Consider the following 14,094-nt stretch of genomic DNA (forward strand, 5'->3'; position numbering starts at 1 on the left):
TGGGATCATGGTTCCTCTTCAATAGAGTCAGACACTCAAGCCGATATCAGATCGGCTTTTTTTTGTGTCCGCGAAAATGGCTTGCTTTGCCGGAGGTGGCGGCAAAGTCATTCAAGGTTTCTTTTTTTCCATACCATCTTTTGAACCGCTGGATGTTTGCGCATCTTTCTCTGTCTCGTGGGTCTCTGCACCAGAGTTCGACCCCGATGCTTCTTCACCCTTTTTGTCGGCCTTTTCCTCCTTGGATTCGGTTCCACCCTGGTTGACCCCGGGAATGGCAGAAGGCGGAACGGTACTTCCCGCCACGGCGAGAGGGGCGCTTGCAGACAAAAAGCCTCCAAGCAGGAGGGCTGCAATGGATATGTTCATCATGAGGGCTTCCGCGTCGGGTGGATGTACTTTGGAAAATGAGAGGCGAAACAAAGTGCCGAGCGGCTGACGGGCGGGAGAGGTGGGAGACGGATGGTTGTGTAGCCGTGCATCTTTTGTGGAAAGCCTTCGCTCCAGCATGGCTGCAATAGGCGGCAAATTGCTGGCCCCCGAATGTTTCCAATCCCGGCAAACTCGCCTTTTTTCAAAAGGTTAGGTGGGCCATATGCGGACGATTGTCATCACCGTAGCAACGCTTTCCCTCGCTTTGTTCGCGGTGGAGGCCCAGGCCAGGGAACTGAGCAAGAGCCATCGTTTTGCGTGTACCTGGGGTTCGGACATCGCAGCCGGCGCGCAACAGTCGAAGCTATCAGGGATTTCACTGTATGGTGCGCGCAAGCGCTTGCAGGCGCGCAAGTTCCAGCAACCGTGGATGCGCATGACAGCCATGGGCATTACCGAGCAGACTTACGACAGCGCGTCGCGGCTCAAGCCGGCGGCCGTCAAGCAGACCTATTACGAACAGTGCGTTCGGCACGAGCTGGCCCAGCGTTGAACGCAAAAGCCCGACCTGAAGAGGTCGGGCTTTTTCATGTTCGGCGCACTGGCAGCGTCACTTGTCACTTTCGCAATTGACCATCCACGACACGCCAAAACGATCCACCAGCATGCCGAAGCGCGCGGCCCAGAAGGTGGCTTCCAATGGCATGTCGACGCGACCGTCCCTGGCCAGGGCGTTAAACACCCGTTCGGCCTCGGCGATGCTGTCGACATTCAGGGAAATCGAGCAACCGCTCATGCCTTGGGTGGGGCGGTCGGGTGTGGTGTCCGAAGCCATGAGCATCTGATCGCCGACTTTCAGGCAGGTGTGGATGATCAGGTCGTGATGCTCTTTGGGCACATGTTCGGCGGCTGGGGTTTCGCCGAAGGTCATCATCGCTTCGAGTTTGCCTTGCAGGCATTGCTCGTAAAACGTGAAGGCTGCGCGGCAGTCGCCGTTGAAGATCAGGTACGGGTTGATTTTCATGGTGGTACTCCCGAATAGGCAGTGGAACGCTGCGCGGCCGGGTGTGCCGAAGCAGCATCATGGATTGACTCCATCCAGCAAAGCGTTAGAACGCCGGATTGCCAGCCGATGCTGCAAGAATTTCTGTTCAGGGTGACCGATGGTCTTGTTGGGAGGGCGTCAGGAGTCGCGTGGGTTCTTCTGTACCGCTGCGCCTGCCACCCGGGCGGCAGGTCGGGTTTGCATCAGCGCATCGATCGCCTTGCGATAGTTCTGTCCCCCCAGCGCCATGCTGTTGTTGTGCGTTGCGCCGGGCACCAGCAGCAGGCGTTTCGGTTGCCGGGCGGCGGCGAACAGTTGCTCGCTGAAGCGTGACGGCACGAATGCGTCGGCCAGTCCGTGCACCACCAGCAACGGCATGTGGATCTCGGCGATCTTGTCGATGGAGTCGAATTTCTGCGACAGCAACCAACGGACTGGAAGGGAGGTGTTGGCCACTGCCGCCGCGACATCCGCCAATGAGGTGAATGTGGATTCGATGACCAGTCCCCGCACGGGCGGTGGGGTGTGATTTCTGGCGGCATCGCGTCCGAGTTCGGCAGCCAGATCGATGGCGACCGCGCCCCCCAGCGAGTGCCCGTAGATCAGGCGTTTGTTTGGATCGGGCTGCAACAGCTGGAAGCGTTCCCAGGCCACCCGGGCATCCTCGTAAACCGTGCTTTCCGACGGCAGATCGCCATGGCTTTGGCCGAAGCCGCGATAGTCGATGGCCAGTACCGAATAACCTGCCGCACGCAGTTGCTCGATACGGAACAGTTGCCCTGTGAGGTTCCAGCGTACGCCGTGCAGATAAAGGATGGCCGGTGCATCGGCGCGTTCCGCCGGCCACCACCAGGCGTGAATGTTTTGCCCGGCCTTGAAGCTTTTCGGTTGCAGATCGAGTTCCTGAACGCTGCCGGGCAATCCGTGATACCAGCCGGCGGTGCCCGGTTCGATGCGAAACAAGAGTTTGCGTTCGGTGTGTTCCAGCACGGCACAACTCGCCGGCACGCCAATGATCAGGGCAGCCATGCAGGCGAACGCCAGACGGCGGCGTCGAAGTCGGGTCATGAAGGCAAGGAACATTAAACGTTTCACCACGGCGTGGACAAAGAACGCTTTTTACCAGATGCCTTGACCCGCGCGTGACATTTTCGACCACCGCACGCCTGCAACGATTACAAAATGCTGCAACGATTCAGTCGATCTTCAGCACGATCTTGCCGATGTGGTCGCCCGCTTCCATGTGCGCATGGGCCTTGGCTGCGTCGGCCAGCGGATAGACCTTGTCGATGATCGGCAGGCAGCGCCCGGCGGCTAGCACCGGCCAGACGTGTTCGCGCAATTGATCGGCGATGGCAGCCTTTTCTGCTGAAGTGCGGGCGCGCAGGAGGGAACCGGTGACCACCGCACGCTTGCCAAGGATGGCCAGCAGATTGATGTCATTGGCCCGCGCGCCACCGAGGAAGCCGAGCATCACCAACCGCCCATCCATCCCCAAGGCGCTGATGTTCCCGTTGAGGTACGAGCCGCCCATGATGTCGAGGATCACATTCACGCCTTGGCCGGCGGTCTTCTCGGCGATGACCGCCGCGAAATCCTGTTCCCGGTAGTTGATCGGTTCGCCGCCCAAATTGCGGATCGCTGCGCATTTGTCCGCGCTGCCGGCCGTGGCGAAAGCTTCGATGCCAAACTCGCGGCACAGCATCAATGCGGTGGTGCCGATGCCGCTGGTGCCGCCGTGGATCAGGGCGCGCTGGCCACGGCTGGCGCCGCCGAGGCCGAGGCCGAACAGATTGGCCCACACCGTGAAAAAGGTTTCCGGAATTGCTGCTGCCTGAATCCAGTCCAGCCCATCGGGGATTGGCAGGGCCTGGCCGGCCGGGACCGTGCAGTACTCGGCGTAACCTCCGCCATTGGTCAACGCGCAGACTCGCTCACCGACCGCGAATGTATTGACACCGCTGCCAATCGCCACAACCTCGCCGGCCACTTCAAGGCCAGGAATCGGGTTCATGCCGGGCTTCATCGGGTATTTGCCGGCGCGTTGCAGGGCGTCCGGGCGATTGATGCCGGCGGCGTGCACGCGGATCAGTATTTCGCCTTCCGCGGCGACCGGCAGCGGGACGCGTCGGGATTGCAGGACCTCGGGCCCGCCCGGTTCGGTAATTTCGATGCGGGTCATTTCAGTGGGTAGTGTCATTTTCGATTCCTCTTGAAACAAGTGATCAGTAGATGGGAGCTCAGTCAGGGCGCAATGATTCCCCTCATTGGGTGCAGCAGCGTTGTTCGATGGAGGAAGGCAGCAGTTTCATGGCGTGCTCAAGTATCAGCGCGATCACGATGGCGCCACCGGCAATCACGAAGAGCAGCACGTGCTGTCCTCCCGTGGCGTTGAACAGCGCCGAATAGGCAAAGCCGGCCAGCGCCTGAAACGTGGCGAACGACACCGTGGCACGGCTCCACGCCACTTGTTGGCGATGATGATCCGGCACCAGCTCATGCACCCGGGCCAACGCCAGCGGTACGATGCCCGGTGGAAAGGAGCCGAGGATCACTGCCATCAGTGCCAGCGCCAGGAAAGAATGCGAAATGGCCAGCATGCCTAGGGTAATTGCCTGCACCACCAGCACCAGACGAATGCCGGTCCGCGCACCGAGATGATCGGCGAGAAAGCCATAACTCACCGGGCCGACGATAGCGCCCAAACCATACATGACCCAGACCAGCGCGCCGACGTGCGCCCCGGCGCCCAGTCCACGGGCGACGTAATCCACCAGAAAAACCATGGCCGGCACCAGCCCGGCGGCCATGAACGCGTATTGGGCAAACAACAGATAAACAGCAGGCGGTGTCGGCTCGACCGGTTCCACCTGAACCGTTGCGGGGGTTGCATGGGACAGCTCCGAGGGCCAGCCGAACCAGCTCAATGCCGTCAGTGCCAGCGACAGCACGCCCAATCCCAGCCACGTCGCTTGCAAACCCAGACTCAACAGCAGCGGAACGATCGTGCCCGAGCCTGCGATGCCCAGACCGATGCCGAGGAAAATCGCTCCGCTGGCCATGCCTTTGCGCGCGACCGGTACGTGGGGCAGCACGGTCGCGGCAACCAGCACCATGATTGCGCCGCCCGCGATTCCCGACAGCAGGCGCCAGCCGAAATACCAGCTCACCGACACCGGGTATGCACAGGCAAAAAACGCCACGGTCACCGCCAGCATCATCAGTCGCAAGGCGTTTTTCTGAGTGAACCGGTGTGCCAGCGGGCGACCGAGGAGGGCGCCGATCAGGTAACCGACCAGGTTGGCCGCGCCGAGATAGACCACATCATGGGCAGAAAACCACTGCGCCTGAATCAGCGAAGGGATCAGCGGTGTGTAGGCGAAGCGCGCGAGACCGATGCTGACCAGGCTGGCGCAGAGTCCGGCGAAGATCGCCAGCCAGACATTCGTGTCTGGGCGTTCGGGCGAAGCAGTTGAAGTGCGCATGGCGGCAATTCCAGGAAAGTTTATGGCGCCCAGCATATCGGCTATCGTTGCTGCGATAACGCAGCGAGTTTGCGTGGTTGTGATGCGTTTATGCATCAATGGAGAACGGTATGAATTGGGATGACGCACGGGTATTTCTTGCAGTTTGCCGCGAGTCGACATTGCGCGGCGCCGCGCGTGTGCTGGGCGTGGATCAAGCGACGGTGGGGCGACGCATCACGGCACTGGAAAAGTCGCTGGGCGCGACCTTGTTCCTGCGCACCTCCGAGGGCTATGCGCTGACGGCCGTCGGTGAAGCCGCGCTCAAGTCGGTGGAAAAAATGGAGTATTCGGCGCTGGAGCTGGAGCGGCGTATCCAGGGCCTGGACGACCGCCTGACGGGCAGTGTGCGTGTCAGCACCACCGATTCGCTGGCCATCGATTTCCTGATTCCGGCCATCGCGCAATTGCACGAACAGCATCCGGACGTGCGTGTGCACCTGGATGCCTCCACACAGATCCTCAGCCTGGCCAAACGTGAAGCGGACATCGCCGTGCGCAACACCCGTCCGGATAACCCGGACCTGATTGCCCGGCGCATCGCGCGTTGGCCGGTGGGGTTGTTCGCCTCGCAGGCCTATGTCGACAGCCATGGCGTGCCGGCGCCGGGCAGTGCGTTCGAGGGCCATGATCTGGTGGTGTACCAACCGTATCTGCAAGGCAACAAGGACCTGACACTGGTGACCGAACCCGTGACTCGCGGGCGGATCGTCGCCGGTCTGAGCTCCAGCCTGCTGGTACGACGCTCGATAGCCGCCGGGCTGGGTGTAGGAGAAATCCCGATCTACATGGGCGAGCGCGATGGCCTGGTCAGGCTGTGGCCGGAGCGCACGCGGCCGTTGCCTTATGAAGTGTGGCTGGTGACCCACGCGGATTTGCGCCATACCGCGCGGGTCAGGGCGGTAATCGAACACATTGTCGAAGCGTTCGTGCTGGAGAATGAGTAGTTCATGAGGCTGTGTAGGACGGCTACATCAGCTGACGATCTTGCCTACAACAGCGCCAGAATCCGCCGGCTTGTGAGTTTTTTGACCCGGCCCTATCGTTTCTCACACCCGGAGTGAGCAGGTGAAACACTCCGAGGTGATCAATCCAGGGAAGTATTGATAAACGTCAGAGGTGCGGAATTGATTGCAAGGGAATTCAGCCAATTTCAAGCAAGCGACATGGCCGGGCAAACGGATAGTACTGAGTCTATGAACTACATAACGCGAGACGAATTCAGCGCCAGGATCGAAGTCATCGAGACAAGAATCGATGCACGGATCGAGTCCATGTCCGCCAAGATCGATGGCTTTCTGATGCAGCAGGCCGAACGGGACAAGGCGCGGCTTGAGCAGGAGCATTCTCAGGAAGCTGCTCGATTGGAGCGAGAGCGGATCCAGGAAGAGGTTCGGTTGGAGCGAGAGCGGACCCAGGAAGAGGCTCGGTTGGAGCTGGAAACAGCTCGGCTGGAGCAGGAGCGCTCTCAGGAAACGGCTCGGCTGGAGCGCGAGCGGTCTCAGGAAAAGGCTCGGCTGGAGCGAGAGCAGTCTCAGGAAAAAGTTCGGCTGGAGCGAGAAAGGGCGCAGGAAGAGGTGCGCCTGTCGCGGGAGCGTTATCTGGAGGACCTTCGCCAGGAGCGTGAAAGGACCCGGCTGGAAAGCGAAAAGGCCTATGAAAAGGCTTGGCAGGAACGAGAGAAGACCCAGCAAAAAATTCGTCTGGCGCAGGCGAAGGTTCACAAGGAGCGCGACAAACGTTATGCGTTGATGACGGCTCGTATGGACCGATCCCTGGAGCGTATAGACGAGGCAGTCAGAATGGTCTCGACGAACAAGGTGAATTACTGGGCAGCGACTACCGTACATTTTTTGGGGATGGTTGCCATTCTCGTGGGCTCTTATTACGCGAATCAGGCAAACGTGCTCGTCACGATGCAGACCACCCTGGCCATGGTTCAGTCGGTGAAAGAAGCTGAAAATCCTGCGCCGGCAGTGCTGATGACCTTGCCGGCAGAATGAAAAACGGCCTTCAACGAAGGCCGTTTTTTTCGAGCGATGAAACCACCGATTCATGGCATTTCCGGCAGTTCCTGCGGGCGCAGATCAAACACCAGGACTTCGGCATCCTGGCCATTGCTCAGGGTCAGTGCCTGTTCTTCACGAACCCGCACGCCGTCGCCTTCCTTCAACTGCACGCCGTTCAGTTCAACGCTGCCGCGAGCAACGTGTACATAGGCGTAGCGGTTGGCAGGCAGCTTGAGGGTGGCGCTTTCCTCGCCATCGAACAGCCCGGCATACACCCGTGCATCCTGTCGCACTTTTAACGAACCGTGGCTGCCTTCGGGCGAAATGATCAGTTGCAGGCGACCACGTTTTTTCTGTTCGCTGAAGTGTTCTTGCTGGTAACGCGGTTTCGCGCCGCTGACGTCCGGTACGATCCAGATCTGCAGGAAGTGCACAGGCTTGGTCGCCGAATGGTTGAACTCGCTGTGGGCCACGCCGCTGCCGGCGCTCATGAGTTGCACATCACCGGGGCGGATCACCGAACCGGTGCCGAGGGTGTCCTTGTGTTCCAGGGCGCCTTCAAGCACATAGGAGAAAATCTCCATGTCACGGTGGGGGTGTTGGCCGAAGCCCTTGCCGGCGGCGACGCGGTCATCGTTGATCACCAGCAGGTCGGAGAAACCCTGTTCACGCGGGTCACGGTAGCTGGCGAAGGAAAAGGTGTGGAACGACTTCAACCAGCCATGATTGGCCAGACCGCGGTCGGAAGCTTTACGAAGGGTCAGCATGATGAAATCTCCTTTCAGGACGTTGATTCGTCCGAGTGAGGAGAAGGTTACTGGTTACCTTGTGATGCAATAAGTAGGTGAAAATTGAAATACTGTCCGGTTTGGGTTGACAGTTGTGTGCGCTGGATCACGCATTCTTTTCCAACGGTTTAGCCGTATCTGGCCATAATGCGCAGACTTATGATTTTGCATGGATTTTGGTGATACCCCGATGAAGACCGTGGCTATGGTGCTGTTTCCGGAGTTTCTGCTGCTCGACATGGCCGGGCCGCTGGAGGTCTTCTCGGTTGCCAACCGCTACTTGAAGCCGGAAGCCCACTATCACCTGACCACCCTGGGCACCGAGCGCGGGCCGTTGCGTGCGTCCAATGGCGTGCTCGTGCACACCGATCGGCACATCGACGCAGCCGATGAGTCCTATGACTTGTTGCTGGTGCCGGGCGGCCCCGGCGCCTACAACGAAAAACACCCGCCGTTGCTCGCCTGGCTGCAACGCGCGGTCACACGTGCCGGGCAATACGGCTCGATCTGTACCGGCGCTTTCGTGCTTGGACATGCCGGTTTGCTCGACGGCTATCGTGTGACCACCCACTGGAATTACACCGAACGCCTGATCAAGGGGTTTCCGAAGGCGAACGTCGCGACCGACCAGATTTTCGTCGAGGATCGCAACCTGATCACGTCCGGGGGCGTCACAGCCGGCATCGATATGGCGTTGGCGGTGGTCGCTCGCGATCATGGCAAAAAGATTGCTCAGGACGTGGCGAAGGTGTTGCTGGTTGTCATGAAGCGTCAGGGCGGGCAAGCGCAGTTCAGTCCGTTGATGGCGGCAGTGGCGCCCCAGGAAACACCGATTACCCGGGTGCAGAACCATGTGCTGGAGCATCTGGAGGAAGCTTTCACCGTCGAGCGCATGGCGGGGCTTGCGAACATGAGTGCACGGCATTTCGCCCGCGTGTTCGCCCGCGAGGTCAACATGACGCCGATGGAATTCCTGCAAAGTGCGCGCATCGATTGCGCGCGCAATCTGCTGGAAACCAGCGATCTGCCGCTGAAGACCGTGGCCTACAAAAGCGGTTTCGGCAGCGTGCGGCACATGCGTTTTCTGTTCGGCGAAAAGCTCGGGCTGACCCCGACGCAATATCGCGAACAGTTCAGCTAGAGCGGTTCTGTCCGTTACGGGCATCCGGATGTCCGTGCTGGACCCCGCGTGGTGGTTGTACCGTCATCGAGGCCTGCGAAGATAACGGACATGAACAGCCTCAACGAATTGAACTCGGCGTCGGTCCTGCGTTTCGGGCCGTATGCGTTTCATTTGCGTCAACGGCTGATCCTCGAAGGGGATCGGCAATTGCGCATGGGCGGTCGCGCGCTGGACATTCTGCAAGTGCTGGTCGAGCGCGCCGGGCGGGTGGTCAGCAAAGAACAATTGATTGCGCTGGTGTGGCCGACCTCGGTGGTCGAGGAGATCAACCTGCGGGTGCACATCGCCGCATTGCGCCGGGCCCTCGGCGACGGCGAGAACGGTCAACGCTACATCGTCAATGTGCCGCAATGCGGGTACAGCTTTGTGGCGCCGGTGCAGGGCGACAGCGTCGCCCAAGTGGTGTTCGAAAGTCTGCAAGCGCCCCAACACAACTTGCCCGCACGGCTGACGCCGGTCACCGGGCGCGATTCTCTGGTCGGCGGTCTGGTGCGCCAACTGCCATTATCCCGGCTCCTGACGGTGACGGGACCTGCCGGCGTCGGCAAGAGCACCGTGGCACTGCGCGCAGCGGAACTGCTGCTGCAGCATTTTCGCGACGGCGTGTGGCAAGTGGATCTGTCGCTGATCGACGAAGACATTCCGCTCCTCGATCACTTGCTGAAAACCCTTGATATCGATTTCCCCACGCTGGCCGCGCGCCACGCCTTGTTGGTGCTGGATAACTGCGAGCACCTGCACGAAGCCTGCCGGAGCCTGCTGGAAACGCTGCTCGACGCTGCCCCTCGTCTGTCGATTCTTGCCACCAGCCGCGAACCGTTGCGTCTCGGTCTGGAAGTCTTGCAACCACTGCCGTCCCTGACCCTTCCCAAAGCCACGGCGCTTAACAGCGTCGATGAGGTCATGGGCCATTCGGCGGTGCAGCTGTTTGTCAGTCGCGCCCGTGCGCGTCAACACGGTTTCTGTCTGCGTGAGCAGGATCTGGAAACGGTGCGCGATATCTGTCGACGGCTCGACGGTCTGCCGCTGGCGATCGAACTGGCAGCTGCGCAGATCGATGCGCTGGCGCTGGTAGGCCTTCAGACTCAACTGGATCAAGGCCTGCAAGTCCTGAGTCACGGCCGCCGCACCGCCGTGCCGCGCCATCAGTCGATGAAGGCCGCGCTGGACTGGAGCTATCAGCGCTTGAGCGAGCAGGAACAACGCGTGCTGCAAAGGTTGTCGGTGTTCAAGATGGCGTTCACCCTCGACGCCGCCATCGGTGTGATCAGTTGCGCGCAATTGCCACCCTCGACATTGGTGGCCGTGGTTGAGCAGTTGGCATTCAAATCGTTGCTGACAACGGACCGATCCTGCGGGACGCTGCGCTATCGAATGCTCAACACCACGCGCCGCTATGCCCGCGAACGACTGGAGCAGGGCGGCGAACTGAATGATGTCGAGCTCCGGCACGCGCGATATCTGAGCCGCAGCCGCCCAGTCTCAAGCGGCCGACTGACCGCTCAGTTCGTCGAGCAGTAAACGCACCTTGCGCAAGTCCGGGGTGGCATAGCCTTCGGTGAAACGCTGATAGATCGGTGTCAGCAATTCGAGTGCCTCACGGTAGCGCGACTGGCGCTGCCACAACTGAGCCAGCGAAGTTGCGCTGCGCAGTTCCCAGGCCAGTGCGCCTTGTGTCCGGGCAATCTCAAGGGATTGCTGCAAGGCGCTTTCGACCGTGTGATGGCAGGGCGATTCAGCCGCCAGCAATCGCTCGGCGCGGGCCCGCAAAATCTCCGCAGTGCTCCAGCCAGCCGCTCCGCTTTGTGCTCGCTCAAGCAAAGCATCATCAACGAAAACCGGATCCAGCGTGACCATGATCTCCCTGACCAGACCGCTGTCGGCGGGCGAGATGGCGGGGGCCTTGTCGGCGTCGATCACCTGCGCGTAGTGTCGCGCCCACGTGTAAAAGAGCAGCACCGAATGCTTTTGCGCCTGTTCGAGCAGCAGTTGCAGCAGCGCGCGTGCGTTCTGTACGTCGCCGTTGTAATGGGCGATCAGGCACGAGGCGAGTGCCAGGGTGTAGCAGATCGAGGTGCCGTGGTTGATCTGCACAGCGATGTCCAGCGCCTGCCGCGCCGTGCGCCAGGCCTGCTCGGGAAAGCCTTGCAGCCACAGCACCCGGGCGAGGACGGTCAGTGAGGCGACGCTCTGATCGTATTGCACGCCGAAACCGTGAGTGAAGCGGTTGAGGTGGTCGCTGTGGGCCATGCGTTGAATGACCTGTTCGGCGTGAATTCGCGCCTGATGCTGATCGCCGGCGTAATGCAACGCGAGCACCCGCAAGCGGTGGGTGCTCAGGGACAATTGCGCATCGCCATGCACTCCGAGGCTTTCGAATTGCTCGCTCTGCTCCAGCGCCATCTGGTAATGCCCGCAACTGAGGTTGACCGCCATGTGCCCCGACACCGCGCGCAATTGCCCGGCCATGTCGTCGTGCTGTTGCGCCAGCAGACGGGCGCTGACGAAGGCTTCGATGGTTTCCGGTGTGCCGCCCCAGGTGTGGTAGCAGGCGCTGCCGAGGGCCAGTTTCAAGGCGATTTCCAGTCGCGGACAGGGCTCGTCGGATGACGCCAGCAGCGCGAGGGCCCGACGCACGTGAACGCCGTACTCCTTGAGCAGGGACAGTTCCTGCCACAACGGCGCCGAGGTCGCCGTCAGTCGCACGCCGAGAGGGCGCGAGCCTGCGTCATTGAGTGTCCACTCGAGCGCCGCGCGCAGGTCTTCGAGGCCACGGGCGTAGCGCTCGATCCAGACTTCAGTCGCCGTGTTTTCCCAATCGGCCTGGGCTTGATGCATCAGCGCCAGGCTGCGTTCGGCATGGCGTTCGCGGGTTTCGCCGAGCTCCGCGGCCTGGTCGAGTTTTTCCAAGGCATAGCGGCGAGTCGTGTCGAGCAGGCGATAGAACACCTCTTCATCACCTACCTCGACGGTGAGCAGCGACTTGGCGACCAGTTGCGTGATCGAGGCGAACACTTCGTTCGGCTCGATGTGCTGACCGACGATAACCGCCGCCGCAGATTCCAGCGTGAATGCGCCACGAAACACACCCAGTCGGCGCAGGCCTGTCTGCTCGCAGGCGTTGAGCAGGTTGAAGCTCCAGTCCAGCGTCGCGCGCAGGGTTTCGTGCCGGCCGAGACGAGTCTGATTGCCCGCCGGCAGACGGCCCTGAAGTTGACTCAGCAATCCGTCCAGCCCAAGGCCCGCCACCTGCGCGGCGGCCAGTTCCAGTGCTAGCGGGATGCCATCCAGCCGTCGACAGATGTCGATGATCAAGGGCAGATCAGCGTTGCCCGGCTCAAAGTGTTCGTGGGCCGCCATTGCCCGTTCGACAAACAGTTGCAGCGCGGAGAATCCCATCGCCTGATCGCGGTCGAGCACCGCAATCGGTGGTGGACAATCGAGGGGTTCCAGACGCTGCACATACTCGCCTTCGGCACGCAGGCTTTCGCGGCTGGTGGCCAGAATGTGCACCTGTGGTGCGCCACGCAGAATGCTTTCGCTGAGCAGCGCCACGGCGTCGATCAAATGCTCGCAGTTGTCGATCACCAGCAGCATCTGCCGCTCGCGCAGGCTGTTGATCAGGCACGCCATCGGCTCGCTGTCATGCAGCGAAAGGTCCAGCAGGGCGGCGAGGTGCGAGCAGATCGATCGCGGATCGTTGAGCGGTGCCAGGTCCAGCAGACGAATACCGTCGCGATAACGGCCGATCAGTTGTTCGGCGACGCGCAGGGCCACGGTGGTCTTGCCGATGCCGCCGGGGCCGACCAGGGTGATGCAGCGCTGGCGCGGCAATTGGGTCATCAGGCTGTCGACCACCGACTGGCGACCGATCATCCGCGTGCGACGCAGTGGCAGGTTATGCTGGCCGAGGTTGGCGGCGGCGGGGCGTTGTTCGATGGATTGCAACAGGACCGGCGCGACGAAACTGTAACCGCGTTGCGCCACCGTGACGATGTAGCGCTGGCCGGCCTGACCGTCGCCAAGGGCCTTGCGCAGCGCCGCCATGTGTACCCGCAGATTGATGTCTTCCACCACACTGTCCGGCCAGACGCCAGCGATCAGCTGCTGCTTGCTCACCACCTCGCCGGCGTTGGCCAGCAGGATCAGCAGAATGTCCATGGCGCGCCGGCCCAGGCGCAAAGGCTGGTCGCCTTCAAGCACCAGCCGCTCGCCGGGGTGGATCCGATAGGGGCCGAAACCGATGGCCTGATTCGGGGAAAGACTCAACCGCTCACTCCTTCGACGTTTTTTATGATCCTGATCCGTCGGGGTGAAGAATCCGTGACGGGCAGGGCGCAGAGCGACTCGAAGGTCACGCAAGCCGTCTGATCCGCAGTATCCGGGCATATTCCTCAGGAATTGCCGCCAGTGCAACTTGCGCGAGAGGCACGCGTTCGGGCGCCGCTCGGCATCCAGCGCCGTCACCACTGTATTTAAAGGGCAGAACCTGTGCCCGCTCACCCGACAGCCGGGAAAAATTAACAACGATTAACTCGTCCGCGCCCGCGTCAGAGCCAAAACTCCGGGGCAATGGAATGCATACGTCCGGAGGACGCTGCGATGAGCAAGGTAGTGGTGGTCTATCACAGTGGCTACGGGCACACCCGCGTCATTGCGCAGGCAGTGGCCCAGGGTGTTGAGCGCCACGTGGGCAGCTCCTGCCTGTTGCTGGCGGTGGAAGACGTCGAAGCCCACTGGGATGACCTGCACCGCGCCGACGCCATCATCTTCGGCGCGCCGACCTACATGGGCAGCGCCTCGGCCGCGTTCAAGCAATTCATGGAGGCCACGGCCTCGTTCTATCTTGCCCGGCCATGGCGCGACAAACTCGCGGCGGGCTTCACCAATTCCGGCAGCCTGTGCGGCGACAAGCTCAATACGTTGCTGCAAATGGCGGTGTTCGCCGCCCAGCATTCGATGATCTGGGTCGGGCTCGATCTGCTGCCGGCGCGTGCGTGCGAAGGTGTGTTCGACGGCCAGTTGAATCGCCTCGGCAGCTCTCTCGGCGCGATGTCCCAATCCTGCGTCGAACAACCGCCCGAGCAGGTACCTCCTTTGGAAGACCAACAAACCGCCGCGCACCTGGGCGAGCGGGTGGCGCGACTGGCTCAGCGGATGGCTCGGGGCTGAA

The 14,094-nt window shown here is 61.2% G+C and carries 13 protein-coding genes; 6 read left to right on the top strand and 7 right to left on the bottom strand.

Annotated elements, in window-relative coordinates; translation table 11 throughout:
• Window positions 1–111: 111 nt before the first annotated feature.
• On the bottom strand, window positions 112–369 hold the full coding sequence (locus tag QR290_RS11465; protein WP_115079914.1) for a hypothetical protein: 258 nt from the start codon (window positions 367–369) through the stop codon (window positions 112–114).
• Window positions 370–595: 226 nt separating this feature from the next.
• Here QR290_RS11465 and QR290_RS11470 point away from each other — a divergent pair, with 226 nt between their 5' ends.
• On the top strand, window positions 596–925 hold the full coding sequence (locus QR290_RS11470) for a hypothetical protein (protein ID WP_064378879.1): 330 nt from the start codon (window positions 596–598) through the stop codon (window positions 923–925).
• Window positions 926–982: 57 nt separating this feature from the next.
• On the opposite strand, the gene QR290_RS11475 is transcribed toward QR290_RS11470, so the two are convergent.
• From QR290_RS11475 to QR290_RS11490, 4 genes are all read right to left on the bottom strand, one after another.
• Window positions 983–1,396 (bottom strand): VOC family protein, encoded by a 414-nt coding sequence (locus QR290_RS11475; protein ID WP_115077236.1) that lies wholly within the window; start codon window positions 1,394–1,396, stop codon window positions 983–985.
• Window positions 1,397–1,555: 159 nt separating this feature from the next.
• Window positions 1,556–2,500 carry an alpha/beta hydrolase gene (locus QR290_RS11480; RefSeq protein ID WP_115077237.1) on the bottom strand — a complete coding sequence of 315 codons (945 nt, stop codon included), beginning with the start codon at window positions 2,498–2,500 and terminating at the stop codon, window positions 1,556–1,558.
• 112 nt (window positions 2,501–2,612) lie between these two features.
• Window positions 2,613–3,617, bottom strand: coding sequence for an NAD(P)H-quinone oxidoreductase (locus QR290_RS11485; RefSeq protein ID WP_289204941.1), 1,005 nt, complete (start codon window positions 3,615–3,617; stop codon window positions 2,613–2,615).
• A gap of 64 nt (window positions 3,618–3,681) precedes the next feature.
• The gene (locus QR290_RS11490) at window positions 3,682–4,902 is read right to left on the bottom strand and encodes a YbfB/YjiJ family MFS transporter (protein WP_289204942.1); all 1,221 of its coding nucleotides are present in this window, start codon (window positions 4,900–4,902) and stop codon (window positions 3,682–3,684) included.
• 110 nt (window positions 4,903–5,012) lie between these two features.
• On the opposite strand from QR290_RS11490, the gene QR290_RS11495 reads away from it, so the two are divergent.
• Together QR290_RS11495 and QR290_RS11500 are read left to right on the top strand one after the other, a co-directional pair.
• Window positions 5,013–5,888, top strand: a complete 876-nt coding sequence (locus QR290_RS11495) for a LysR family transcriptional regulator (protein ID WP_115077240.1) — start codon at window positions 5,013–5,015, stop codon at window positions 5,886–5,888.
• 327 nt (window positions 5,889–6,215) lie between these two features.
• A complete protein-coding gene (locus QR290_RS11500) occupies window positions 6,216–6,944 on the top strand; it encodes a hypothetical protein (protein WP_240321681.1) in 729 nt (242 codons plus the stop codon).
• A 50-nt stretch (window positions 6,945–6,994) separates the two neighbouring features.
• Here QR290_RS11500 and QR290_RS11505 read toward each other — a convergent pair whose 3' ends face one another.
• Entirely contained in the window at window positions 6,995–7,717 is a 723-nt protein-coding gene (locus QR290_RS11505; RefSeq protein WP_085689135.1) for a pirin family protein, read from the bottom strand.
• 211 nt (window positions 7,718–7,928) lie between these two features.
• Here QR290_RS11505 and QR290_RS11510 point away from each other — a divergent pair, with 211 nt between their 5' ends.
• Window positions 7,929–8,879 (top strand): GlxA family transcriptional regulator, encoded by a 951-nt coding sequence (locus QR290_RS11510; protein ID WP_115079916.1) that lies wholly within the window; start codon window positions 7,929–7,931, stop codon window positions 8,877–8,879.
• Window positions 8,880–8,969: 90 nt separating this feature from the next.
• Window positions 8,970–10,442, top strand: a complete 1,473-nt coding sequence (locus QR290_RS11515) for an ATP-binding protein (protein ID WP_289204943.1) — start codon at window positions 8,970–8,972, stop codon at window positions 10,440–10,442.
• On the opposite strand, the gene QR290_RS11520 is transcribed toward QR290_RS11515, so the two are convergent.
• Complete coding sequence (locus QR290_RS11520) at window positions 10,404–13,190, bottom strand: ATP-binding protein (RefSeq protein ID WP_289204944.1); 2,787 nt, start codon at window positions 13,188–13,190, stop codon at window positions 10,404–10,406. The genes QR290_RS11515 and QR290_RS11520 overlap by 39 nt on opposite strands.
• Before the next feature lie 333 nt (window positions 13,191–13,523).
• On the opposite strand from QR290_RS11520, the gene QR290_RS11525 reads away from it, so the two are divergent.
• Window positions 13,524–14,093, top strand: coding sequence for a flavodoxin family protein (locus QR290_RS11525; protein WP_289204945.1), 570 nt, complete (start codon window positions 13,524–13,526; stop codon window positions 14,091–14,093).
• Window position 14,094 lies beyond the last annotated feature (1 nt).

Origin of the sequence: Pseudomonas fluorescens (assembly GCF_030344995.1) — a bacterium.
Taxonomy (GTDB): Bacteria; Pseudomonadota; Gammaproteobacteria; order Pseudomonadales; family Pseudomonadaceae; genus Aquipseudomonas; species Aquipseudomonas fluorescens_BF.